Raw genomic sequence first — 21953 nt, forward strand, 5'->3', positions numbered from 1 at the left:
CGACGATCGACACCTGGCTCGAGATGCAGCCCGAGGCTGACCGCGCCCGCTTCTTCGCCCAGATCGAGGCGCTGGCCACCAACCCGAACGCCCGCAAGATCGCAACGCATCCCCTGCGTGGCGACGAGGTCACTGCCATGGTCGAGAAGCTGAAGGCCAAGGCCCAAGCTTGACAGGCGAAGGATTGATGGCGAACTGGTCAACTTGCTCGGCCCCCGCGCAAAAGCGGGGGCCGAAAACGGCGCGGAGCGGCCGTCCGCTGCCTGACGCCGCCGCCGCAAAGCTTCACCAAACCGGCCGTTCGGTCGTCGACGCAGCATTGTGGGAATACAAACGACGGCAACGCGAGACAAAGATGCCGGACGCGTGTCTCATCTTATTGCCACCTTCCGGGGCCGAAGGTCTTCGCCTGAAAGCCGGACTCACTTTCCCAAAGCCTTGAGCACCAAGTCTGGCTGATCGGTCGCTGCCGCAAAGCCGCGATCAAGCAGTTCGCGCCAAGGGGCCGGGTCGCTATTGTTGACCAAGGCCGAATCCTCCGGACCACCCGCGCCGATGGCGAGGCAAATGCCCAATGCCTTCAATCGAGCAACAAACTCCGGTGTCAGTCGCGTACTGCGGACATTGACCATCCTGAGCGCTGAGCCGACCTGCGCGAAGACTTCCTCGAAATCCGAAAGATAGTCCCGCGACTGGAACAGGGAGACAGCGACGTCGATGCCCGTGGCCAAGGTCGCATCGCGCAATTTGCTCTGATCGGTACCGGAGTAATAGAGCTCGAAGAGCCGCAAGTTCCGCGTGTCGCGGCCTTGAAGCGCTGCCGCAAGACTGTCGACCTCGTAGGTTTTCAGCCCCAACAGCACCAGCAGCCGACCGTCTGCCAGATCGAGTGCCTCTGCAAGCGTCGGCACATGGAGGTCGCCACCATCAGCGGCGTCGACGAGCGTCAGTTGCCTGACCTGTTCCAGGGAATAGTCACGAACATAGTCCTTGCCGCCGCGGCTCTCGCGTGAGGGCCCACCCGGCGGCCCTTCCGGGAACACGCTTTCAACGTCGGTGGTTCGGTTTAGCGTGTGGTCGTGCATGAGCACGTATTGGCCGTCAGCGGTGAGCTGGGGGTTGATATGTATGGCCTCAATTCCACGATCGAGGGCGTATTGAATCGCGGCCAGCGAGTTCTCTGGTGCTCCGCCCATGACCGCACTGCGATGTGCGATCACCAAAGGCGGCTTGCCGGGCGTCAGCCGTTCCTCAAAGCTCACCTGAGCGAACAAGGTCGTCGGCAGCAGTAGTCCCAGCAAAGACATCGCCGCCAATGCGAATTTCGCGTGCATGCCAGGAATTTTCCCCTTGCCGGCCCGGCGCCCGCTCCAAATCATGATACCCTTCAAATACATATGCGCCCCAAGATTGGCTGGTGCAGATCAAGTAAGAAATATCAGAGTATGGCCAGATCAATTGCTCAGGCAACTGCGCTCGCGTGTCGCGCCACTGTGGGTGCCGCTCCTGTCGGTGAAGTCCGCTCCGGGTCTCGTGGCCGCCCTCCGCCGCGCGGAAGCAACATTGTGATATCGTGGAACACCAACGTCGCGTTGGTGTCGTGGCAGGGCGTGGCGGACAAGAGGAAGCCCCATGCCAACCGCAAACTTGCGTGCCATTCGTGCCTGCGGCCCTTCCTGGAACAAGGGGCGTGTCGCCAGCCAGGAGCGGCCGCTTCAACCCAAACACGTCTGGGCTCTTCGCGTCCGATTGGAGATTGCCGAGAACCACCGGGATCTCGCCTTGTTCAACCAGGCCATCGACAGCAAACTCCGCGGCTGCGACCTGGTGCAGCGCAGAGTGGCGGATGTCTATGCGTCAGCTCAGGTCACGGAACGCGCTTCCATCATACAGGGCAAGACCCAGCGCCCGGTCCGGTTCGAGATCACCGAAAGCACCCGAAAGTTGATTTCACGCTGGATGAGGGAGCCGCTGATGATCGCTGCGGTGCGGCTTCCCCGAACCGGACTTTCGTCGGATCATGGAGCAACGTCCGGCACACCATCTATTCACAAGATTCTTGGCACGGCATTCGTTAGCGCCATGAACGGTCTGCACTTGCGCAAAGGCACCGCATCCGACGGCCGCGTTTCGGGTTAAGGCAATGATCAGCACACGTCGGTAGACAAAAACGCCCAACTTGGCGCCGCCCCGGGACAGCTCACGTCGGCCAGGCGCCAGAGCCGTGAAGGTCTTGCGTGAGTTTCTCAACCGCCAACACAACCCGGGATAGGGCCGGGTCGCCAAGCATCCGGCGATGATGGCTCAGGCCCACCGTTCGCAGATACCGTGGTTCGAGAGGGACGGCGGCAACCTGTCCACTGGCCAACTCGCCCGCAAAGGCGCTTTGCGCAAAAACGCCGAAACCCGCCCCGGAACTGACCAGTTTGACCAGTTGGTGGCCTGCGTCGATCTCGTACAGGATGTTCAGCTTCAGCCCCAACGCCTCGACTTGCCGTTCCAGGTTCGATCGAAGGGTGTGCCGGGCGGAGGTGACGATCAGCGGCAACTCCGGGATACGGCTGACAGGAAAGGGTGTCGGGATGTCCCGCATCTTGTCCGCCGCTCCGATGAGCATCATTTCTTCCCGCATGAGCGGCCGCGAGATGACGGTTTCGGTGTCGTGGGCATTGAACGTGACGGCGATGTCAAGCTCTCCTGCCTCGACCCAGTCGTAAAGATAACCCGACATCGCCTCGACGATCCGCAACGACACCTTGGGAAACACGGTGGACAGCCTGTGCAAGAGTGGCTGGGTCATCACCACGGAGACCGAAGGCGGCAGGCCGATCGATACGTCGCCTGACGGCTCGAACCCGATGTCCTGAAGATCGGTCTGAAGTGTGCCGAGAATCCCGAAGACCTCATAGGCCTTGGGCAGCAGGTGGCGGCCCGCCCGCGTCAGCACCACACCGCGCGGCAAGCGATCGAACAGCGGCTGGCCCAGATCGGTTTCAAGCCGCCGGATCGACGCTGAAAGCGCCGGTTGCGCCACGCCCAGTCGTGTCGCGGCCGCGGTGATGGAGCCCTCCTCGGCCACCGTCATGAAGGCACGAAGCCGGACAAGATCGAACTGATGAACGAGCTGAGCCATAATCCATACAATTTATCATATGGCGATAGACGTAATCCATATGAGATTTTTTTGCCAGAGCAGGCTAACAAGGCTCGGCAGTTCTCTGGGAGGAATACATGAAACGTCTGGCACTCATCGCGACCGCCGCCGCAGGCGCCCTTTTCGCCGGTGCGACCTTCGCCGCCGACTTCACCATCACGGTCACGCTCGACACCAGCCCGCAGCATGTCCGCAATGTCTGGCTCAAGGACTTCGCGCAGGCGGTCGAGGAAAAGTCCGGCGGCAAGCTCGAGCTCGAGATTTTCGAGGCCGCTGCGAAATACAAGGACAGTGAAGCGGCCGCTGCAGTGGCGCAAGGCGCCATCGACATGGCGATCCCGCAGTACCAGCTGATCTCGCGTTTCGTGCCGGAGTCGGATTTTGAGCAGCTGCCGATGTTCTACGGTCTTGGGCGTGACCAGATCTATGCCGTGGTTGACGGCGAAGTTGGCGACGAATTGCACGAGAAGATCGAGAATACACTTGGCGTGAAGGTGCTGGGCCGTCCGATCGACCTTGGCTTTGGCACGGTATTCTCCACGGACGTCGAACTGAAGACCCCATCCGATCTGGCCGGGCTGAAGGTGCGTGTGCCCGGTGGCCCCGCGACCGTGCAGCGGTATGAAAACATGGGGGCGGTGCCGGTTCAGATCGCCTGGCCGGACGTGCCCCAGGCGTTGCAGACCGGAACGATCTCGTCGCTCTGGTCGACGCAGGAATCCGTCGCCTCGGCCAAGCTGTGGGACGCCGGGGTCAAGTACGCGATGGAGGACCGGCAGGCCATCGTGCAGTATGTTCCCCTGATCAGCCAGCAGGCCCTCGACAAGCTGCCCGAAGACCTGCGCGCCGTTCTGGTCGACACCTGGGACGCGATGGTCGACGCGCAGCGCGACTTCGCCGCTGAGCGTCAGCAGAGGGCCCGCGACCTGAATGCCGAGAACGGCATCGTGACCTCCGACCCCGACGCCGCAGCGCTGGCCGAGATGCGAAAGACGCTGATGGCGGTCCAGCCTGCGCTGGTCGAGGAACTGGGCATCGACCCGGCCTTCATCGACCGGATCGCAGCCGTGACCGGCGAGTGACTGGGCGGGCCCGGCCATGAAGTCCTTCCTTGTCGGGCTGGAGACCGGGGCAACCGGTCTGCTCGCCCTCGCGGCTGCCCTTCTGACGGTCAGCGAATCCGTTTTGCGCTATGTCGCGCCGACGAAACTGCCCGACTGGGGCGCCGAAGTGACCGTCTACCTTGTCGGCTGGGCGGTCATGCTAAGCGCGGGCCGCCTGATCCGCGACAGGATGCACGTCAGCGTCGAGATGTTGGCAGAACAGCTTCCGGAGCGCACCCAAGTCGCGCTCAGGCTGTTTACCTGTCTCTTCGGGGTGGTCGTGGCGGGCTGTATCGCCTGGGCCGGCTGGCTGATGGTCGACTTCGCGATCCTGCTGGGCGAACGCTCGGACAGCTCGATCCGCTTTCCCATGTGGGCCTACTACGCCGCGATTCCCGTGGGATTTGGCCTGTCCGCGGCGACATACTTCTGGCAGATCGCGATGATCGCCACCGGGCAGGAGGGCTGAGCATGCTTCTTTCTGTCGTCCTGGCCCTGTTCTTCATCCTGTTGCTGATCGGCGTGCCGATCTACCTGGTGCTGTCCGGCCTTGCCGTTCTGGTCTGGACGGTCGAGGGCAATCCGCTGGTCTCGCTCGGGCAGCAATACGCCAACCACCTTAATTCCTACACTCTGGTGGCGGTGCCGCTGTTCGTGATCGCTGCGACCTTCATGCAGCGTGGCGGCGTCGCCCGTGCCCTGATCGCCATGGCCTCCGCCTGGGTCGGCCGGGCGCGCGGGGCGCTCGGGATCGTCTGCATCCTCGCCACCGCCGTCTTTGCGGCCATCTCCGGCTCTTCGGTCGCCACGGCGCTGGCCATCGGCGCGGTGCTGATCCCCGCCATGAAACAGCGCGGCTACCCGATCACCTTCGCCACCGGCACCATCGGGGCGGGCGGCACGCTGGGCATCCTGATCCCACCCTCGCTGGCCATGCTGATCTACGGCATCATCGTCGATGAGTCCGTGCCACGCCTCTTCCTTGCCGGGGTGGTCCCCGGACTGATCCAGGCCGCGCTGCTGATGGCTTATGTCCGCTACTATGCCGTCCGCCACGATCTGCCCGTCGAGGACCCGATGGACCGGCAGCAGTTCATCCGCGCGAACCTGCACGCGATGCCCGCTTTGCTCGTGCCGACCATCATCCTTGGCGGCATCTATTCGGGCCTTGTCACCATCTCCGAAGCGGCCGGTCTGTCCGCCGTGGTCGCGATGATCGTGTCGCTGACCTTCTACCGCGAGATCCGGCTGCGCGACGTGCTGCCGATCCTCGCCGACGGGGTGCGGCAGACGGGCGTGATCATCTTCATCGTGCTTGCGGCCCTGACCTTTGCCCATTGGCTGACCGGGGCGGGCGTGACCCGTGCGCTTGTCACCTTCATCGAGCGGATGGACCTGACCGCGCTGCAATTCCTGATCGCAGCGAACATCATCATGTTCATCCTGGGCATGTTCCTTGAGGTCATCTCGGTCATTCTGATCTTCGTGCCGCTGATCGTTCCGGTCCTGCTGAGGCTGGACATCGACCCGATCCACTTCGGCGTGATCCTTGTCGTGAACATGGAAATCGCGCTGCTGACGCCACCGGTCGGGCTGAACCTCTTCGTCCTGAAATCCGTCGCCGACACCGGCATCGACAAGGTGATCCGGGGTGTGACCCCTTACATCGGACTGATGCTGGTGCTGCTGGTATTCATCACGCTGGTGCCGTCGGTCTCCACCTGGCTGCCCGACCTCGTCTTCGGCGCAAGATAGGAAATAACCATGCCCGTAGCCCAGATCATCGTCGCGCCGCACCTGGCCCGGACCATCTCGGCGTATGCCGACAGGATCAGTGCCGATCTGAAGGCGGCCCTTGTCGAAGGCCTGTCGACCGATCCGCGCCTGGTGCAGGTCACGATCACCGCCGCGCTCTGCCCGCCCGAGGGCTGCGAGACGCTGTGCCTCGTGCATCACCGCGCCGCGGACTCGCGGACCCAAGACATCCGCAAGGCAACCGCCCGCCAGTTGCACGACATCCTGCGCGAGGCCACGAACGCCACGGTGCGGGTCCGACTGATCGCGACAGAGCCATCGCATATCGCCGCCTGTGACAGTCCGGAGGCCCTGTCGTGACCTGCAACGCAATCTCGCTTCGTGACATCCGTTCGTTCCATGTCGGCGGCGCGACGGTCGAACTGACAGGCCAACCCCGGCAAGACGTTCGAGTGTCCCCCGATGCGGCCCCCCGCACCGTGGACCTGAATGGCCATTACGTCAGCGGGCAGCTTTACGCCCAGCACTTCGTGCTGGACCGGCCGCGCAGCGACGTGCCTATCCTGTTCTGGCATGGCGGCGCGATGACCGGCGTGACGTGGGAGACGACACCGGACGACCGACCCGGCTGGTCGCAGGTCTTCCTGCGCCACGGCCACGATGTGGTTGTCTCGGATGCGGTGGAACGGGGGCGCGCCTCGTGGGCGCCCTTTCCGCAAATCTACGACAGCCCGCCGCTGTTCCGGACGGCCGAGGACGCCTGGTATTTGTTCCGCATGGGCGCGGCCGAGGATTTTGCCCGGCGACGTCCGTTTGCCGGGCAGCGTTTCCCGATCGCACGCTTCGATCAGCTTTGCGCCCAGTTCGTGCCGCGCTGGACCACGAACGCAAAGGCCACCATCGCGGCCTACATGCAGCTTGTCGCACGCTTCGACAGGGTTATCATCGTCGCCCATTCCCAGGGAGGCTGGTTCGCGCAATCCCTCGCGGCCCGTTTGCCCGACCGTGTCGCTGCCGTCGTCCTTCTGGAACCGGCGGGGGCACCGAACCTGGCTCCGGAGGAGATGGCCCGCGCGGCCCGGGTTCCCCACCTCTATGTATGGGGCGACAACTGCGACAGCCACCCAGCATGGAGACCCTACAAGAGCGACGCGACAGCCTACTCTGAATCGCTTCGCTCGCGGGGCGGGACCGTCGATACCCTCGACCTGCCGAAACACGGGATCTTGGGCAATTCGCACATGCCCATGATGGACGACAATTCAGACGAAATCGCGTCGATGATCTTGGGATGGCTTGCGCGAACCAGGGATTGAGAGCAGCCGATGCATGGTTCATTCCATGCCTCGGCATCTCGAACGTGCGCATAAATAAAATTCATTCGATCCAGTGCGCACGACAATAGCAAGGGAACGATACCAGTCGCCAACATCACGATGAAGATCGGCAGCTTGCCCTACATTTCGATCGACCGGACGCAAGCAAGGCTTCTCGGCTGAATTTTTGCTTCCGTAGTAGACCATGGGTCTGCTCGCTGCTGCAGCAGATGCCCGGAATCCGCCCATCTGCCTGTTCGCGCGTGTGCTGGAAATATGTCAAGTTCGCAGCCCGTTCCCGCATGCAAATGACGGCTGGGCAGCGCCCCCACGCCCCCGGGGGTATTTAGGCAATGAAGAAGATCGGCGCGTGGTCTTGACCTCGGCCCGGCTTGAGCGGAAGAAAACGCAGGCAGGGCAAAGGAGTCGATACATGAGCCGCATCGTCTATGTGAACGGGGACTACGTGCCGGAGGAGGAGGCGAAGGTGTCCGTCTTTGACCGTGGCTTCCTGATGGCGGATGCGGTCTATGAGGTGACGAGCGTCCTGGGTGGCAAGCTCCTGGACTTTCCCGGCCACACCGCGCGCCTGCACCGGTCGCTGTCGGAGCTCGACATGGGCTGCCCCGTGACCGACGAGGAGCTTCTGGCGATCCACCGCGAACTGGTGGTTCGCAACGGGATCGTGGACGGGCTGATCTATCTTCAGGTCACGCGCGGCAATCCGGGCGACCGGGATTTCGTCTTCCCGGATCCGGCGGTGGTCAAGCCGGGCATCGTCCTGTTCACGCAGTCGAAACCGGGCCTTGCGGAAAGCCCGGCGGCACGGACCGGCTGGCGTGTGATCTCGATCCCCGACATCCGCTGGGGGCGGCGCGACATCAAGACGGTGCAGCTGCTGTACCCCTCGATGGGCAAGATGATGGCCAAGAAGGCTGGCGTCGACGATGCCTGGCTGGTGGAAGAGGGCGTGGTGACCGAAGGCACCTCCAACAACGCCTATATCGTCAAGGACGGTCGCATCATCACCCGCAACCTGTCGAACGACATCCTGCACGGGATTACGCGCGCCGCCGTCCTTCGCTTCGCGCGCGAGGCGCAGATGACGGTCGAGGAACGCGCCTTCACGCTGGAGGAGGCGAAGGGCGCCGACGAAGCCTTCATCACGTCGGCCTCGGCCTTCGTGATGCCGGTGGTGGAGATCGACGGCGCAAAACTAGGTGCCGGCACGCCGGGCCCGGTCGCCACGCGGCTGCGGGAGATCTACCTGGAAGAGAGCCGCCGCGCGGCGATCTGAGCGCGGGACGCGTATCAATTTGCATAGGCCCGCCACCCGGCGAGCCTTCTTATTACGGTCTCAAGCGTCCTTCGGCCCGACGTTTTCGCGGAAGGCCACCTCGAAGGCGGCCTTCTTCGCCTCATCGGCCTCGGTCTGGGTCTGCGCCTTCCAATCATCGTAGGGCATGCCGTAGTAGAGTTCGCGCGCCTCCTCCTTCGACATCGCGATGCCGCGTTCGTTCGCGGCCTCCTGGTACCAGCGGGCCAGGCAATTGCGGCAGAAGCCGGCGAGGTTCATCAGGTCGATGTTCTGCACGTCGGTGCGCGTTTCCATCAGGTGATGGCGCAGGGTGCGGAAGGCGGCGGCTTCGATCTCAATGCGGGTTTGTTCGTCCATTGGGGTCCTCACAGGCCGGATGCGGCCAGCACATCCTCAAGAATGGGGGCAAGGCGGGCGGCCCACAAGACCTGCCCCTCGGGCGCGCGGATCAGGTCGTTGCGCACCTCGATCAACACATTGGGGCGGCCGGGGGTCAGGGCATGGCGGTCGATGGCGTCGCCATCGAGATGGCCAAGGTAGGGCTCGTTGTCGCCAGTGACGTAGCCTTCCGCCCGAAGCCGGTCGATGAGCGGCCGCGCGAGCCGCGTGTCCCGGTGGGAATAGAGTACCCCCACTTCCCACGGCCTGGGCGGGCGGCCGTTCAGGCGCGGGGTGAAGCTGTGGACCGCGCAAATCACCGTGTCGGCGCGCCGCGCCGCAAGCTTCGCATAAGCGGCGTGATAGGGCCGGTAGCAGGCGTCAAGCCGCCGCTGAAGCTCCTCCGGCCCGGCGTTGCGGTTCGCCGGGATGATCGTGCCGTCATAAAGCTTCATCAAGAGCGTCGGGTCGTCCTCTCCCCGGTTGGGGTCTATCACGAGCCGCGAAAAGCACGACAGGATGGCCGGGGCGTCGAGCCGGTCCGCCAAGGCTCGGGTGACGCCTGAGGCGCCCACGTCATAGGCGATGTGGCGGTCCATGTCGGCCGCGCAGATGCCGAGCGAGCCGCCGCCCACCCAGTCGGGCACCGTGTTCGCGGCATGATCGCAGGTCACCAGCCAGCGCGAGGGGCGGTCGGGACCCAGGATCTCATAGGCGGGAAATGTCATCGTTCCATCGCGAATTTGATACGGGCATCGGTTTAGTGGGTCTTGCGGCAAAGCACCAGTTGCCCTGAAAAGGGGAATAGGCGATAGAAGCGGTGCAAATTATGTTACCGCAAACAGGAGGCCCGGGATGAGACGGACGCGCAATGTGAAGATCGTGGCGACCCTCGGCCCGGCATCGAGCGACTACGAGACGATCCGGGCGCTGTTCGAGGCCGGGGCGGACGTGTTCCGGCTGAACATGAGCCACGGCACCCATGCCGAGCAGAAAGCCCGCCACGACATCATCCGCCAGGTCGAGGCCGACACCGGCCGCCCGATCGCGATCCTCGCGGACCTTCAGGGCCCCAAGCTCCGGGTCGGCGTCTTTGCCAACGGATCGGAGGAGCTGGCCGAAGGCGCACGCTTCCGCTTTGATCTCGACAAGGCCGAAGGGGACGCGACACGCGTTTGCCTGCCGCACAAGGAAATCTTCGACGCGCTGGAACCGGGCACGACGCTCTTGGTGAACGACGGCAAGATCCGGCTGGTCGTGGATGCCTGCGGGGCGGATTTCGCGGATTGCACCGTGACGACGGGCGGGACGATCTCCAACCGCAAGGGGGTGAACGTGCCCGATGTGGTGCTGCCGTTGGCGGCGCTTTCGGACAAGGACAAGGCGGATCTGGAATTCGCCTGCGAGCTTGGGGTGGACTGGCTGGCGCTGTCCTTCGTCCAGCGCCCCGAAGACGTGGAGGAGGCGCGGGGCCTTGCCAAGGGGCGCGCCGCGATCCTGTCGAAGATCGAGAAGCCCGCGGCGGTCAAGGCCTATCCGGCGATCCTGGCCGCGTCCGACGGGATCATGGTGGCGCGGGGCGACCTTGGGGTCGAACTTCCCGTCCACTCCGTTCCGCCGATCCAGAAGCGGCTCGTCCGTGGCGCGCGGGCTGCGGCCAAGCCGGTCATCGTGGCGACCCAGATGCTGGAAAGCATGATCGAAAGCCCGATGCCCACGCGCGCCGAGGTGTCGGACGTGGCGACCGCGATCTATGAGGGCGCCGATGCGGTGATGCTGTCGGCGGAATCCGCCGCCGGCCAATACCCGGTGGAGGCCGTGGCGACCATGGACAGCGTCGCCAAATCGGTTGAGGCTGACCCGACCTACCGCGAGGTGATCGAGGCCAGCCGCCGGGTTGAGCGCAAGACCATCGCCGACGGCATCGTCGCCGCCGCGCGCGAGATCGCCGAGGCGACCGACATCCACGCGATCTGCTGCTTCAGCCAGTCCGGCATGACGGCGAGCCTCGTCGCGCGGGAACGCCCGAACGTGCCGATCATCGCGCTGACCCCGATCGAGGCGACGGCGCGGCGGCTTTGCCTGACCTGGGGTGTCCATTGCGCCCTGACGCATGAGGTCATCGACCGCTTCAAGATGGCGGTGGTCAGCGCCGCCAGGGTTGCGCGCGAAGGCGGCTTTGCCACCGAACACGACCAGATCGTCGTGACCGCGGGCGTACCCTTCAACGTCAAGGGCACGACGAACATTCTGCGCGTCGCGCCCTGCGACGAACGGCTGATCTTCCGCACCGACCCGGAATAGGCCGCGCGCTTCGGTCCGTCCGATCCCGACGGTCAGGGCCGTCACCCGTGCTGCTTCCGGCCCGTCCTGCCGTATCGTCATCAGCGGCATGCCGATTTGGCATGAGCGGAGATCTCGGCGGGTAGGCCCAGCCCTGAGGCGAAGAACAAGGACCGCAGCCGCATCGGCGGCACGTCGGAGCGCCGCCCAGCCTGGAGAACGGCCATGGCGGCCCGCAGGCGCCCGCGAACCCGCCCATGCACACCCGGCGCCTGGACATCGATCGCGCGCGGATCGGGCCTCTGGATAAGACCAGGCAGGGGCAGACCCGGGGGCGGGCCCACACCCTAGACGGGATCGTGCTGACCCAGATCGTGCGCACCGGTGCGCCCGTGCTTTACGGAGGCTTCACCTCGAACGTCGAGATGCTCTCCGGCAGTCGCGCCTTTGGCCCCGCCCATACCATGGCGCCCTAAGAAAGCGCGGTCCATGCCCGCTCCTCTCGAACTGGGACAGTCATCCCGACGGGCGCGAAAAGGCCGGGATTGACACACGGACGCGGGCCAATAGCCTCCGGAAGGCGCTGGCGGAGGATTACGAGGAACCGGCGCTCGCCCCCACCGTGGCCGAGGCGCTGGGCGCCGCCTGCTACCTCGAGCGAGACGCCGCTACTCCTCGCCCAGATCCGGCAAGGAACGCTTGCGGACGGGCGCCCGGGGCCTGTACGCTCCAAATCGTGCAAAGAGGCCGCGCGCAATGATGCCGCCGCCGGCCTGACGGCCGCAAGCGCATGATGGACAGGACAGTGAGCGTACCAAGGTTCAACCGCATGCCGGGCGAGAAGCGGCGCGCCAAGCTGATCGAAGCAGGGCTCGCCTGCATGGCGCGGGGCGGCATCACGGAATTCACCGTGGACCGGATCTGTGCGGAGGCCGGCGTTTCGCGCGGGCTGATCACCCATTACTTCGGCACCATGAGCGCCCTTCTGCGCGCGGTCTATGTCAAGATGTACGAAGGCGTCGACATGCCGTCGGGCGCGATCAGGGCGGATGCAACCCATCTCTCGCTGTTCCTCGACGCACAGTTCTCCCCCGAGGCGTTCAACAAGGACAGCGTGAACGTCTGGCTGGCGCTCTGGGGTCAGATTGCGACCGACGCGGACCTGCGGGCCGAACACCAGGCGCAATACGCGACCTATCTGGCGAGGATCGCGGCGGCGATCACGGACGCGGCGCGGCGGAACGGCCGGACCGTGGACGCCATGATGCTCGCGAAGACGCTGGTTCCCCTGTTGGACGGCCTCTACGTTCAGCACGGCATTGATCCCGACTCCATGCCGGCCGGGACGGCGCAGGCTGCCTGCCGGGCGCTGCTTGAGCCGCATCTAGGGCCTTTCTGAGCGCGCCTTGGCCTGAAACCTAGCGTTCCGCCAGCCTTCGCAGGATATCGTGACGGGACAGAGCCCGCAGCGCCGACGTTCGCGCCTGCGCGGTTCGCGCCTCCAGCGTCACGATCTGCCGGGCCAGGGCTGGCGCCTCGCAGTGCTGGGCCTCCTGCAAGGCGGCGAGGGCCGAAGCGGGCAGCGCGCCGGTCGCAAAAAGCCCGGCGGCCTGCTCTACCTGAGACGCCCGTGTGTCCTTGCGCGCCTGGGCTGCGGCTAGCGCCTGCTGATCTTCCGCGAGCCGCCCAAGCGCGCGCGCGCGCAAGAGTTCGGCAACCTCCAAGAGCCTTCGCAGCGACGCGGCGTCCGTCATCGCCGCCCCCCGGCCCGCTTGCGCATGGCATCGGCAAAACGGATCGCCGCGGCCACGGAAGCGTAATGTTCCGGCCGGACCTCTTGCCCGATCTCGAGGCTGGCGTGAAGCGCGCGGGCCACGGGCGGGTCGGCGCGGATCGGGACACCCGCCGCAGCGGCAGCCTCGCGAATGCGCGCGGCCACATGATCGACGCCCTTCGCAACGCAGAGCGGCGCCCGCTTGCTGCCCCGTTTCCAGCGCAGCGCCACGGCGTAATGGGTCGGGTTGACGATGACCACATCCGCCGTCGGCACATCCGCCATCATCCGGTCGTTGGCGATCGCCTGCGCCATGGCGCGCCGGGCCTGCTTCATATGCGGGTCACCTTCGGACTGCCGGAACTCGTCCGTCAGTTCCTGACGGGTCATCCGGTTGCGCTGGATATGTTCGTGGCGCTGCCACAGAAAATCCGCCGCCCCCGTCGCGGCCAGGACAAGCGCGGTGAGCACCAGGAAATCGCGCAGATCGCCGAACAGCGCCGCACTGGCAAGCCGGGGGTCTGCCCCGATCAGGGCCAGCGTGTTGGGCAGGCGCGACCAGACGAAGACCCCCAGCGCGAGGGAGAAAAGCAAAAGCTTCGAGAGGGTCTTGGCAAATTCGAAAAGGCCGGTGGCCCCAAAGCGCCGCCGCGCGTTCGACAGCGGGTCAAGCCGCGAGAGCTTCGGCCCGATCCGGTCGGGTGCGAAAACGATAGCGCCTTGGGCCCCATAGGCTGCAAGCGCCACAAGGGCCGCGAAGACAAAGATCGGGAGGATTCCCGCGACGGCAGACAGCGCGGCCTGCGGGGCGCTCGCCGGGCCAAGCGCCAGCATCGCGCCGGCGCGCGTGCCAAAATGATCCAGGATCTCCGGCCCAAGCGCGCTTGCCGCGATCAGGAAAGCCGCCAGGACCGCAGCGCTCACAAGCTCAGACGAATGCGGGACATCGCCTTTCCCGCGCGCCTCGCGCAGCTTTTGGGGCGTCGGGTCGTGCTGCTTGTCGTCCTTGTCCTCACCGCTCATGGCCGCACCGCGAAGGGATCGGCCAGGATCCCGGCAAAAGCGTTGTGCCAGACGGCGACCAGCGCCGGTGCCGCCGCGCCCAGTAACAGCAGCGTCCCGCCTGTCACGGCGGGGGCGCCCACCATCATCACCATGAGCTGGGGCATCGCCCGGTTGATCGCGCCCAGCGCGAAATTGTAGAGGGTCGCGATGATCAGAAACGGTGCGGCAAGGCCGAAGGCCAGCAAGAAGGCGCGGATCACGCCCCCGACACCCCAGTCACGCAGCACCCCGGCGTCGGGAATGCCCCCCGCAGGTAGGGCCTGATAGGACAGGATCAAAGCCTCTGCCAGCCGCAGGTGCAGCCCCGCCATCGCGGCAAGCGCAAGCCCCGCCATCAGGAGAAGATGAGAGATCGCCGGCAAAGGCTCCGCCCCGCCGCCCCCGAACATCTGCGCAAGCGAGGTCGATTGCGCGATCGTCATGCCCGCGACCTCCAGTGCCTGGGTGAAAAGCCGCAAGAATGCGCCCAGCACGGCGCCCACGACGACCTCTCCCAACAGCATAGCGGCGGCGTCCAGGGCTTGCCCGGGCGGCGTCACCATCGCCTGAACGGCCGGCAGGATAACTGCGGTAAAGGCAATCGCCGCCCCCAGGCGGATACGGACAGGCACGAACCCCTGCGAAAAGCCCGGCATCGCGACCATCGCGGCCCCGACCCGCGCAAAGACAAGGGCGGCGGTCAGGGCCGCGCCACCGCCGAGGCGCTGAAGTTCGGCCAGCAGGTCGGTCATGACGGGACCACGCCCACCACGGCCGGTCGTGCCTCCGACGCCACCTCCTCATAGGACAGAACCGGTGCCGCAAGCCCCTTGGCCGCGACCAGGGCGCGCAGGAACCGCCGACGCCGGCCGGTGGTGACGACCCCGGCATGAATGCCGCCCTCGCTCGCGCGGCCCAGGGCTTCGGCTAGGTTCGCGGCAAGGCGTGCAAAAAGATCGGGCGGCAGCGCCACATCCGCCGGGCCACCCCCTTCGGAGACCTCGTGCGCGGCGAAGTGGCGTTCCCACTCCGGCGCAAGCTGGACAAGCGGCGCGGTGCCATCCGGCCGCCGCAGCTCCGCGACGATCTGGAAGGCGAGCCTGCGCCGCACATATTCGCAGACCGTTTCGGGATTCGCGACGCCCCGCAACTCCGCCATCGCCTCGAGGATCAGGGGCAGGTTGCGGATCGAGACACGCTCCTCCAGGAGCAGTCGCAGAACGGCCAGGAGCAGATCCATGGGCACCCTGTCGGGGATCAGCTCCTCCAACAGGCGGCGGTTTGCCTCCGCGCGCTGCGGGTTTGAAAGGTTGACGGTTTCATCAAGCAGGCGGCGCAGGGTCTTAAGCGTCAGAAGCCGCGCGAAATTGCGCTTGATCACTTCCAGGAGATGGGTCGCCAGGACTTCCGTCGGCCCGACCACGGTAAGGCCCGCCAGGGCCGCCTCTTCGCGCCGGTCGGCCACGATCCAACGGGCCGCCGCGCCATAGACGGGTTCGCGCACATCGACCCCGTCCGGCAGGCCCTCCCCGCCCTCGCCCCTCAGCACCAGCGCCTGGCCGGGGTAGAGCCGGTCCTGCGCCGCCTCCACCCCCTGGATGCGGATCCGGTAGGAGCCGGGTCTCAGCGATGGGTCATCGGTCAGCCGGATCTCCGGCAGGATCAGGCCGAAGCCCCGGGCGACATGATTGCGCATGTTGCCGATCCGCGCCTCAAGCCCGGTTGCCGGATCAAGCACCATCCCGACCAGATCGGGCGCGAATTCTAGGTGGATTTCATCGACATCGAGCATGTCGCCCAGAGGTCTTGCCGACGCTTCGGGCAGCGGCGGCGTGATGCGCGAGGCCTCCAGCGCCCGCCGCCGGGCGACGGTCCTGCGAACGCCGTAGGCGGCGAGGCCAAGGACGCCCGCACCGCTCAGGAACGGGATGAAGGGCAGACCGGGAACCAGGGCAAACAGCGCCATCAGCCCGGCAACCGTCGCAAGCGCCGCCGGGTGCTTGCCGAGTTGGTCCAAGAGCGCGCGATCCACCGCCCCCTTCGAGCCGCCCCGCGCCAACAGCAGTGCCGCGGCGATGGAGATGATCACCGCCGGGATCTGGCTGACCAGCCCGTCACCGACGGTCAGGATCGCATAGGTCTCCAGCGCGCGCCCGAAAGGCATCCCGTGAAAGCCGATTCCGATCGACATCCCCATGATCAGGTTCAGCAATGTGATCATCAGCCCGGCGACGGCATCGCCCTTGACGAATTTCGACGCCCCGTCGAGCGAGCCGAAGAACGTCGTCTCCGCCTGTTCGCGCTCTCGCCTTTGGCGGGCTTCCTCATGGCCGATGGCGCCGGCGTTCATGTCGGCGTCGATCGCCATCTGCTTGCCCGGCATGCCGTCGAGCGCGAAGCGCGCGCCGACCTCGGCCATGCGGCCGGCACCCTTCGTGATCACGATGAAGTTGACGATCATCAGCACACCGAAGACGACGAGCCCGATCAGGACCGAGCCCGACATGACAAACATCGCAAACCCCTCGATCACGTTGCCGGCGGCGGCGGTGCCGGTGTGACCCTGCCCGATGATGAGCTTGGTCGAGGAGACGTTGAGCGCGAGCCGCAGCATCAGCGAACCGAGCAGCACCATCGGGAACGACGAGAAATCAAGCGGCGTTTCAATGAAGAGCGTGAGTGTGAAAATCAGAATCGCCAGGGCGAAGGAGGCCGCAAGGCCGACATCGACGATCCAGGCCGGCACCGGCAGGACCATCATCACGATCACCGCCATCAGCGCGCCCGCGAGCAGGACCGTGGCCCGGGCGCGCCGGTCTCCGGCACCCGCCGGCATCAATACATCACCCGGGGATTCGCCGCGAACAACGGGATCGGCGCCGCGTCCACAGGCATCGGGACAAGCGATCCGCGGCCCCGTGTCGATCCCGCCAGAAGCAGCGGGAAAAGATTGGCACGCACAGGCGGCGCGTCTGGATCATCCCCTGCGGGTGCCGCCTCGGTCGGCGCGCCGGCGAGGATCGTGTCGTGGATGCGCGCGAAACGCTCGGCATAGCGGCCTGCAAGCGCTGGCGTGCGGGAATGGTAAGCCCCGGCCGCCTCGGTCCAGGACCCGGTTTCCGCGAACAGAGACTTCAGGAACGTAGCCGCGTAGCGCGCGTTGCTGCCCGGCTCGAACATCTCCTCGACCGAGGCGAAGGCCTTGCCATGCCAAAGGTGGTTGATCTGGAAGCAGCCGATATCGAAACTTCGCGCGCCGGCTTCGCGGCGTTGCTCGACATAGGTCCGCGCCTCCGCCACCGTATCGAACCAGCGCCCGGCGCCCTCCATGTTCACGGTCCAGGGCCAGGGCGCCAGTGTCCCTTGCCGTCGGCGACCCGTTTCGGCGCGCGAGACCGCGTAAAGCACGCTGACCGGGACGCCGGTTTCACGGGCGGCGGCCTCCGCCGCACGATCACAAAGGGACGACGGATCGGGCGCGGAAGCCGCCGGCCCGGCCCAGAGCAGCGCCAGAAGCCCGACCAGGATCCATCCCTGAGAGCCGCCCCGTTCATCTGGGTTTCCTGCATTCCGCATCGCCAACCGCCGCATTTCTTGCCGCCTTCGCGCAGGCTAGGTCAGGGGTCTTGAGAATTGGTAACCGGCGTCACGATTCCGGTTCAGCGAGAAGCATCTCGAACGTCTCGCGGGTGTCGCGGGCCTGTTCCACAAGCGCGCGGGCAGAGGCCAGCGTGACATCGCCGTCGCCGCCCGGCGCCACTTGCGCCAGATCGATCGCGTGACGCCGGGCTCCTGTCGCGAGTTTCCCTGCCCGGAGCCAGAGCCCGTTGCGCCAGGCGGCGGCCATCGCGTCCTCCGCTGCGCCCGCCTGAAGGTAGTCCGCGACCGCCCCGTCGGCATCACCCTCAAGCTCGCGGGCGCGGGCGCGCAGGAGCGGGGCCTCACCTTCCACATTAGAAAGGTACGCCAGCGCGGTATCGCCGCGCCCCTCGGCAAGGTCCCGCCGGGCCAGAACAAGCCGCGCGTCTTCGTCGGGCGATGCCGCGCCATCCAGAAGACGGGCGACCTGCGTATGAAAACCAAGGCCGGACAGCCGCGCGGCCATCCGGCTGTTGGTGCGCGGGTCGAGAAAGCTGGCCGAAAAGCGGTCCGGGCGCGCGAAGACCAGGCGCAGGAAGGATCCGTCGTCCGCGCGCGAAGTCATAAGATCCGCGAACCGCGACAGCGTTCGCGCCTGTTGCCGTGGATCAAGGCCGTCCTCGGCCCGGTCAAGCAGATCCCAGGCCCTGTCAAAGTCGCTGGCGGAAGCGAAGGCCAGCGCCGCCTCGGCCGCCAGGCTGCTGTCGGGACCTGACGCGAAGGCCAATGCCTCCGCATGGGTGGCCAGCCGTTCGGGCACCGGATCGCCGGCTGCAAGGCGGGCCTCGATCGCGGCACGCGTTGCCTGGGCGGACAGCGGGTCATTGGAAAGCGCCAGGGCGTCGAGACCGGCATCCGGCTCAGCGCCTTGCAGATCCTGCGTCAGGCCCGCACCGGCCAGGGCAGCCGCAGCCGCATTCTCGGGAACTGCGCGGCTCAGCGAGTTGCGCAGGATACCGGCGCTTTCCCGATCTTCATGGGCAACGAAGAACCGCGTCAGACCGGGCACGAGCGCGCGGCGCACGGGGTCGGGATAGGCGCGAAATCCGCGCAGAATGGCGCCGGCGTCATAGGTCTTGATGAGGTCCGGCTCAGCCGCAGCGAGCACCGCCCAAAGCGCGACAGCAGAACCGCAATCAGAATAGCGTGTCAGATCCTCAGGCTGCATAACGGGCTGATCCTCCAGGATCTGCGCCATGGCGGCCAGCGGCGCGTCCCCGCCGCCCCCGAGAACACGCATGACCAATGCTGCCTCGGGCCCCATCGAAAGCGCGAGGTAGAGCCGCGCCAGGCGCCGAACCGCGTCGGGGTCCGGCACGTCGAATTCCCCCAGCAAGGCCGCGCGCGCTTGCGCGATCTGATCGGCCACCGGCGCGTCGCCGATCCAGTCCTGAACCGCAAAATCCGAAGGATCGGGGCAGGCCGCCCCGTTCGGGGTGACGTCGGCACCGGGCGGCTCAAGCGGCGTTGCGGCCTCCACGCTCGTCATGGCACGCAGGGGCAGCTCGGGAGCTGCGGGCATCAGGGTCGGCTCGGGAGCGGCTTCATCGATCGCGCGCGTTCCGCCGGGCCGCGGTGGCAGGTCCGTTTCGACCTGAACCAGCCCCTGGGCCGCTGCATGGGCGAGTTGCTCGATCAGCAATTCCTTCGCCCGCTCCATCGTTTCTTCGGACGCGCCCGCTCGCGGTGCGGGGAGGGTCGTCGAAAGGCGCGCGGGTGGCGCCGCAGGCGGGCCGAGCGGCAGGATCGCAGCCGGCGCCGAGATTTGTGCCCTTAGATCTTCTGCCAGGTCAGGTCGGCGCTCGCCACCGAGAGAGGTCGCGTCCGGAAGGCCCGGGGAAAGCGCCGCCTGCGTCCCAGAGGTGGGGGGTTGGTGCCCGCCCTCGAAAGACGGCAAGGCGCGTTCGTAAGCCGATCCGGGGTCAGCCGGGCCGTCGCTCAGGTCGATTGCGACGGCCCCCGCGGCTGTTGCAAAGGCACTCGCCGCGCAGTCGCAGCCGAGCGTCACGGCCAGTCGCCCGCCCCCGTCAAGCGCGGCGATGCCGGCGACCCGCTCGCGCGAGATCGCGCGGAAGACGTCTGAAAGGTCGAAGTCGATGTCCCGACGATCAAGGCGAAGCTCATACCCGTCGGCGGTGCGCCCAAGATCCCATCCCACCGCCCCGGGCAGGTCGATGGCGATCCGAGTGAACGCGCCATGCTCACCGGAACGGACCGGCACCGTTTCCGCCCACGCGGGGCAGGCGAACAGAAGCAGCATGACGAGACGCAGAAGATGCCTCATGCGGCCTCCGCCTTCAGATCCTTGAGAGATTGTTCGAGGTCGGCGAAGCTTGGACGGAACGGGTGCGGCGTGTTCTGGCGGCCGACCTCGATGCAGATGTTGGGCGGGTGGCGATGCAGGTTCGCCACCAGCACTTCCCGGATCAGCTTGCTGAACTGGGCGTCCTCCTCCACCACCGCCTTCACCTTAGAGGCGAAGGGGCCGACGAGGCCATAGGCCATGAAGACGCCCATGAAGGTCCCGACAAGCGCTGAGCCGATCATACCGCCCAGGATCTCGGGCGGCTGATCGATGGACCCCATCGTCTTGATCACCCCCAGGACCGCCGCGACGATGCCGAGCGCGGGCATGCCGTCGGCCACGGATTGCAGCGCATGACTCGAATGCAGCGCGTGATGCAGGTTGGCCTCAAGCTGCTTTTCGAGAACTTCCTCGACCTGGTGGGGATCGTCGTAGTTCATCGAGGCCGCGCGCATCGTGTCGCAGATCAGTTCGCAAGCCTCGTGGTCGCGCTGGATCTTCGGATAGCGGGAGAAAATCGCCGAGGTTTCCGGATTTTCGATGTGCTCTTCGACCGCGACCGGGTTCGCTCGGGCCAGCCGGATCAACTCGTAGAGCAGGCAGAGCAGGTCGCGGTAGTCCTGCGGCTTCCACTTAGCCCCCTTGAAAACCTTTCCGATATCCCGGAGCGTCTGCTTGATCGCGGGCATGTCGTTCGCAACGACGAAAGCCCCCGCCGCGGCGCCGCCGATCATGATCATCTCCCAGGGCAGAGCCTCCAGGATGATGCCCATGCTGCCGCCGTGCAGCGTGTAGCCGCCGAAAACCATGATGAAGATGATGGCGATGCCGATGATACCGATCATGATCCCTGTCCGAACGCCCGTCTCGGTCGACGCAGGCTAGCCCGCCGAGAGTTAAGATTTCCCCCTGCCCGGCCCATCGCGCAGATCATGTCATTCGGTGGGCGCGCGAGCATTGCGGCCGGCGAGCGCTAGGCTGATCAAATAGGCCTTCTCGGTGTCCATCCCCGACAGCACCGCCGCCGCCGCCTCGGGCTTCATCCGGGCGACGAAACCGGCGGCGAAGTCCGTGTCCATCGCCTCAAAGAGCGGCGCGGCCTCCTTCGGCTTCATGCTTTCGTAGACGCTGACGAGACGCGAGACATCCTTTTCCGCCGCCTGGTCCGCAATTGCGAGGATTGCGGTGAGCCGCTCCTCCGCCGCCGCAAGCGCGTCCTTCTGGCGGGTCATCGCCGCCATCGCCAACTCGATCGTCCGCGCGCGCTCCGACAGGTTTGCCTCCCGGCTCTCGACGGCGGCTTCGCGGGCGCGCACGGCCTGAAAGAGCTCCATCACCCCGTCTTCGCTCTCGCAGGCCACTGCCGCTTCGTCAGAGGGCGTGCCTGGCCCCGCCTCGGCCATCGCGGCCGGGATCGCCCCCGCGAGCCGCAGGGCGGCCGAGCCCAGGAAAAGCGCCATGATCAAGGCCAGCGCGCGGCGGCCGGAGCGGCGGCGAGACGCGGATCGGGGCGGCGGGCTCATCCCATTTCCCCGTCCTGCGGGGACATCCTGCGTCGAACGAAGCGCGCGCGCGCTCCCGCAGACGGATCTGCCTCGGGCGGAAGGTCATGCAGGGCCGCCAGCATCAGTTCCAGCTGCCGTGCGGCGCTCTCTGCGCGCTGGGTCCGTTCCTCCAGCCGCGCTGCGGAATCCTGCGCCGCCGTGCGCGCCTGCCCGAGGACGCGCGCCAGGTCATCGACCTGTGCGGACAAGACTGCGATGGCCCCGCCCATTCCGGTTTCCAGCCCGCTGAACCGCTTGAGGCGGCGCGACAGGATCAGGCAGTAGAAACCCGCGCCCAGCGCGGCGGCGAACAGCAGAAGATTTGACAGAAGTTCCATGG

The 21953-nt window shown here is 66.2% G+C and carries 23 protein-coding genes; 10 read left to right on the forward strand and 13 right to left on the reverse strand.

Going from position 1 to position 21953, the window contains the following annotated elements:
- Positions 1–422: 422 nt before the first annotated feature.
- Entirely contained in the window at positions 423–1397 is a 975-nt protein-coding gene (locus tag OE647_RS00005; RefSeq protein ID WP_263719531.1) for a glycerophosphodiester phosphodiesterase family protein, read from the reverse strand.
- Between the two features lie 235 nt (positions 1398–1632).
- Between OE647_RS00005 and OE647_RS00010 the strand changes: the two genes are divergently transcribed.
- The gene (locus OE647_RS00010) at positions 1633–2139 is read left to right on the forward strand and encodes a site-specific integrase (protein WP_263719532.1); all 507 of its coding nucleotides are present in this window, start codon (positions 1633–1635) and stop codon (positions 2137–2139) included.
- Positions 2140–2200: 61 nt separating this feature from the next.
- Here the strand turns inward: OE647_RS00010 and OE647_RS00015 are convergent, their stop codons facing one another.
- Entirely contained in the window at positions 2201–3133 is a 933-nt protein-coding gene (locus OE647_RS00015) for a LysR family transcriptional regulator (RefSeq protein WP_263719533.1), read from the reverse strand.
- Between the two features lie 98 nt (positions 3134–3231).
- On the opposite strand from OE647_RS00015, the gene dctP reads away from it, so the two are divergent.
- The 6 genes from dctP to OE647_RS00045 all read left to right on the forward strand — a co-directional run bounded on the left by dctP (position 3232) and on the right by OE647_RS00045 (position 8625).
- Positions 3232–4236, forward strand: a complete 1005-nt coding sequence (dctP, locus tag OE647_RS00020; protein ID WP_263719534.1) for a TRAP transporter substrate-binding protein DctP — start codon at positions 3232–3234, stop codon at positions 4234–4236.
- A 16-nt stretch (positions 4237–4252) separates the two neighbouring features.
- A complete protein-coding gene (locus OE647_RS00025; protein ID WP_263719535.1) occupies positions 4253–4726 on the forward strand; it encodes a TRAP transporter small permease in 474 nt (157 codons plus the stop codon).
- Between the two features lie 2 nt (positions 4727–4728).
- On the forward strand, positions 4729–6012 hold the full coding sequence (locus OE647_RS00030; RefSeq protein ID WP_263719536.1) for a TRAP transporter large permease: 1284 nt from the start codon (positions 4729–4731) through the stop codon (positions 6010–6012).
- 9 nt (positions 6013–6021) lie between these two features.
- Positions 6022–6372, forward strand: coding sequence for a hypothetical protein (locus OE647_RS00035; protein WP_263719537.1), 351 nt, complete (start codon positions 6022–6024; stop codon positions 6370–6372).
- Entirely contained in the window at positions 6369–7328 is a 960-nt protein-coding gene (locus OE647_RS00040) for an alpha/beta hydrolase (RefSeq protein WP_318527920.1), read from the forward strand. Before OE647_RS00035 ends, OE647_RS00040 begins: the two co-directional genes overlap by 4 nt.
- Positions 7329–7761: 433 nt before the next feature.
- Positions 7762–8625, forward strand: a complete 864-nt coding sequence (locus OE647_RS00045; protein ID WP_263719538.1) for a D-amino-acid transaminase — start codon at positions 7762–7764, stop codon at positions 8623–8625.
- A gap of 60 nt (positions 8626–8685) precedes the next feature.
- On the opposite strand, the gene OE647_RS00050 is transcribed toward OE647_RS00045, so the two are convergent.
- The gene (locus OE647_RS00050) at positions 8686–9003 is read right to left on the reverse strand and encodes a DUF1244 domain-containing protein (protein ID WP_263719539.1); all 318 of its coding nucleotides are present in this window, start codon (positions 9001–9003) and stop codon (positions 8686–8688) included.
- A gap of 8 nt (positions 9004–9011) precedes the next feature.
- The gene (locus tag OE647_RS00055) at positions 9012–9752 is read right to left on the reverse strand and encodes an N-formylglutamate amidohydrolase (protein ID WP_263719540.1); all 741 of its coding nucleotides are present in this window, start codon (positions 9750–9752) and stop codon (positions 9012–9014) included.
- Between the two features lie 127 nt (positions 9753–9879).
- Between OE647_RS00055 and pyk the strand changes: the two genes are divergently transcribed.
- The 3 genes from pyk to OE647_RS00070 all read left to right on the forward strand — a co-directional run bounded on the left by pyk (position 9880) and on the right by OE647_RS00070 (position 12706).
- Entirely contained in the window at positions 9880–11328 is a 1449-nt protein-coding gene (gene pyk, locus OE647_RS00060; RefSeq protein ID WP_263719541.1) for a pyruvate kinase, read from the forward strand.
- Positions 11329–11564: 236 nt separating this feature from the next.
- The gene (locus OE647_RS00065; protein WP_263719542.1) at positions 11565–11783 is read left to right on the forward strand and encodes a trimethylamine methyltransferase family protein; all 219 of its coding nucleotides are present in this window, start codon (positions 11565–11567) and stop codon (positions 11781–11783) included.
- A gap of 329 nt (positions 11784–12112) precedes the next feature.
- Positions 12113–12706 carry a TetR/AcrR family transcriptional regulator gene (locus OE647_RS00070; protein ID WP_263719543.1) on the forward strand — a complete coding sequence of 198 codons (594 nt, stop codon included), beginning with the start codon at positions 12113–12115 and terminating at the stop codon, positions 12704–12706.
- A 19-nt stretch (positions 12707–12725) separates the two neighbouring features.
- Here the strand turns inward: OE647_RS00070 and OE647_RS00075 are convergent, their stop codons facing one another.
- From OE647_RS00075 to OE647_RS00115, 9 genes are all read right to left on the reverse strand, one after another.
- Positions 12726–13061, reverse strand: a complete 336-nt coding sequence (locus tag OE647_RS00075) for a hypothetical protein (RefSeq protein ID WP_263719544.1) — start codon at positions 13059–13061, stop codon at positions 12726–12728.
- A complete protein-coding gene (locus OE647_RS00080; protein WP_263719545.1) occupies positions 13058–14104 on the reverse strand; it encodes an EscU/YscU/HrcU family type III secretion system export apparatus switch protein in 1047 nt (348 codons plus the stop codon). The genes OE647_RS00075 and OE647_RS00080 overlap by 4 nt, the downstream gene beginning before the upstream one ends.
- A complete protein-coding gene (locus OE647_RS00085; RefSeq protein WP_263719546.1) occupies positions 14101–14877 on the reverse strand; it encodes a flagellar biosynthetic protein FliR in 777 nt (258 codons plus the stop codon). Before OE647_RS00085 ends, OE647_RS00080 begins: the two co-directional genes overlap by 4 nt.
- Positions 14874–16961, reverse strand: coding sequence for a flagellar biosynthesis protein FlhA (gene flhA, locus OE647_RS00090; protein WP_263719547.1), 2088 nt, complete (start codon positions 16959–16961; stop codon positions 14874–14876). Before flhA ends, OE647_RS00085 begins: the two co-directional genes overlap by 4 nt.
- A complete protein-coding gene (locus tag OE647_RS00095; RefSeq protein WP_263719548.1) occupies positions 16961–17701 on the reverse strand; it encodes a transglycosylase SLT domain-containing protein in 741 nt (246 codons plus the stop codon). Before OE647_RS00095 ends, flhA begins: the two co-directional genes overlap by 1 nt.
- A 70-nt stretch (positions 17702–17771) precedes the next feature.
- Positions 17772–20048, reverse strand: coding sequence for a hypothetical protein (locus OE647_RS00100; protein ID WP_263719549.1), 2277 nt, complete (start codon positions 20046–20048; stop codon positions 17772–17774).
- On the reverse strand, positions 20045–20914 hold the full coding sequence (gene motA / locus OE647_RS00105; RefSeq protein WP_263719550.1) for a flagellar motor stator protein MotA: 870 nt from the start codon (positions 20912–20914) through the stop codon (positions 20045–20047). Before motA ends, OE647_RS00100 begins: the two co-directional genes overlap by 4 nt.
- A gap of 90 nt (positions 20915–21004) precedes the next feature.
- Positions 21005–21592 carry a MotE family protein gene (locus tag OE647_RS00110; protein WP_263719551.1) on the reverse strand — a complete coding sequence of 196 codons (588 nt, stop codon included), beginning with the start codon at positions 21590–21592 and terminating at the stop codon, positions 21005–21007.
- The gene (locus tag OE647_RS00115; RefSeq protein WP_263719552.1) at positions 21589–21951 is read right to left on the reverse strand and encodes a hypothetical protein; all 363 of its coding nucleotides are present in this window, start codon (positions 21949–21951) and stop codon (positions 21589–21591) included. The genes OE647_RS00110 and OE647_RS00115 overlap by 4 nt, the downstream gene beginning before the upstream one ends.
- Between the last annotated feature and the right edge of the window lie 2 nt (positions 21952–21953).

Source organism: Albidovulum sediminicola (assembly GCF_025751575.1).
GTDB lineage: Bacteria > Pseudomonadota > Alphaproteobacteria > Rhodobacterales > Rhodobacteraceae > Albidovulum > Albidovulum sediminicola.

Bases quoted from the DNA above. Each gene is read 5' to 3' on its own strand.
- OE647_RS00075 (WP_263719544.1), bottom strand. From the start codon at position 13,061: ATGACGGACGCCGCGTCGCTGCGAAGGCTCTTGGAGGTTGCCGAACTC.
- OE647_RS00080 (WP_263719545.1), bottom strand. From the start codon at position 14,104: ATGAGCGGTGAGGACAAGGACGACAAGCAGCACGACCCGACGCCCCAA.
- OE647_RS00015 (WP_263719533.1), bottom strand. From the start codon at position 3,133: ATGGCTCAGCTCGTTCATCAGTTCGATCTTGTCCGGCTTCGTGCCTTC.
- flhA (WP_263719547.1), bottom strand. From the start codon at position 16,961: ATGCCGGCGGGTGCCGGAGACCGGCGCGCCCGGGCCACGGTCCTGCTC.
- OE647_RS00050 (WP_263719539.1), bottom strand. From the start codon at position 9,003: ATGGACGAACAAACCCGCATTGAGATCGAAGCCGCCGCCTTCCGCACC.
- OE647_RS00065 (WP_263719542.1), top strand. From the start codon at position 11,565: ATGCACACCCGGCGCCTGGACATCGATCGCGCGCGGATCGGGCCTCTG.
- OE647_RS00095 (WP_263719548.1), bottom strand. From the start codon at position 17,701: ATGCGGAATGCAGGAAACCCAGATGAACGGGGCGGCTCTCAGGGATGG.
- OE647_RS00055 (WP_263719540.1), bottom strand. From the start codon at position 9,752: ATGACATTTCCCGCCTATGAGATCCTGGGTCCCGACCGCCCCTCGCGC.
- OE647_RS00115 (WP_263719552.1), bottom strand. From the start codon at position 21,951: ATGGAACTTCTGTCAAATCTTCTGCTGTTCGCCGCCGCGCTGGGCGCG.
- OE647_RS00010 (WP_263719532.1), top strand. From the start codon at position 1,633: ATGCCAACCGCAAACTTGCGTGCCATTCGTGCCTGCGGCCCTTCCTGG.
- OE647_RS00100 (WP_263719549.1), bottom strand. From the start codon at position 20,048: ATGAGGCATCTTCTGCGTCTCGTCATGCTGCTTCTGTTCGCCTGCCCC.
- OE647_RS00025 (WP_263719535.1), top strand. From the start codon at position 4,253: ATGAAGTCCTTCCTTGTCGGGCTGGAGACCGGGGCAACCGGTCTGCTC.
- dctP (WP_263719534.1), top strand. From the start codon at position 3,232: ATGAAACGTCTGGCACTCATCGCGACCGCCGCCGCAGGCGCCCTTTTC.
- OE647_RS00030 (WP_263719536.1), top strand. From the start codon at position 4,729: ATGCTTCTTTCTGTCGTCCTGGCCCTGTTCTTCATCCTGTTGCTGATC.
- OE647_RS00005 (WP_263719531.1), bottom strand. From the start codon at position 1,397: ATGTATTTGAAGGGTATCATGATTTGGAGCGGGCGCCGGGCCGGCAAG.
- pyk (WP_263719541.1), top strand. From the start codon at position 9,880: ATGAGACGGACGCGCAATGTGAAGATCGTGGCGACCCTCGGCCCGGCA.
- motA (WP_263719550.1), bottom strand. From the start codon at position 20,914: ATGATCGGTATCATCGGCATCGCCATCATCTTCATCATGGTTTTCGGC.
- OE647_RS00085 (WP_263719546.1), bottom strand. From the start codon at position 14,877: ATGACCGACCTGCTGGCCGAACTTCAGCGCCTCGGCGGTGGCGCGGCC.
- OE647_RS00110 (WP_263719551.1), bottom strand. From the start codon at position 21,592: ATGAGCCCGCCGCCCCGATCCGCGTCTCGCCGCCGCTCCGGCCGCCGC.
- OE647_RS00035 (WP_263719537.1), top strand. From the start codon at position 6,022: ATGCCCGTAGCCCAGATCATCGTCGCGCCGCACCTGGCCCGGACCATC.
- OE647_RS00045 (WP_263719538.1), top strand. From the start codon at position 7,762: ATGAGCCGCATCGTCTATGTGAACGGGGACTACGTGCCGGAGGAGGAG.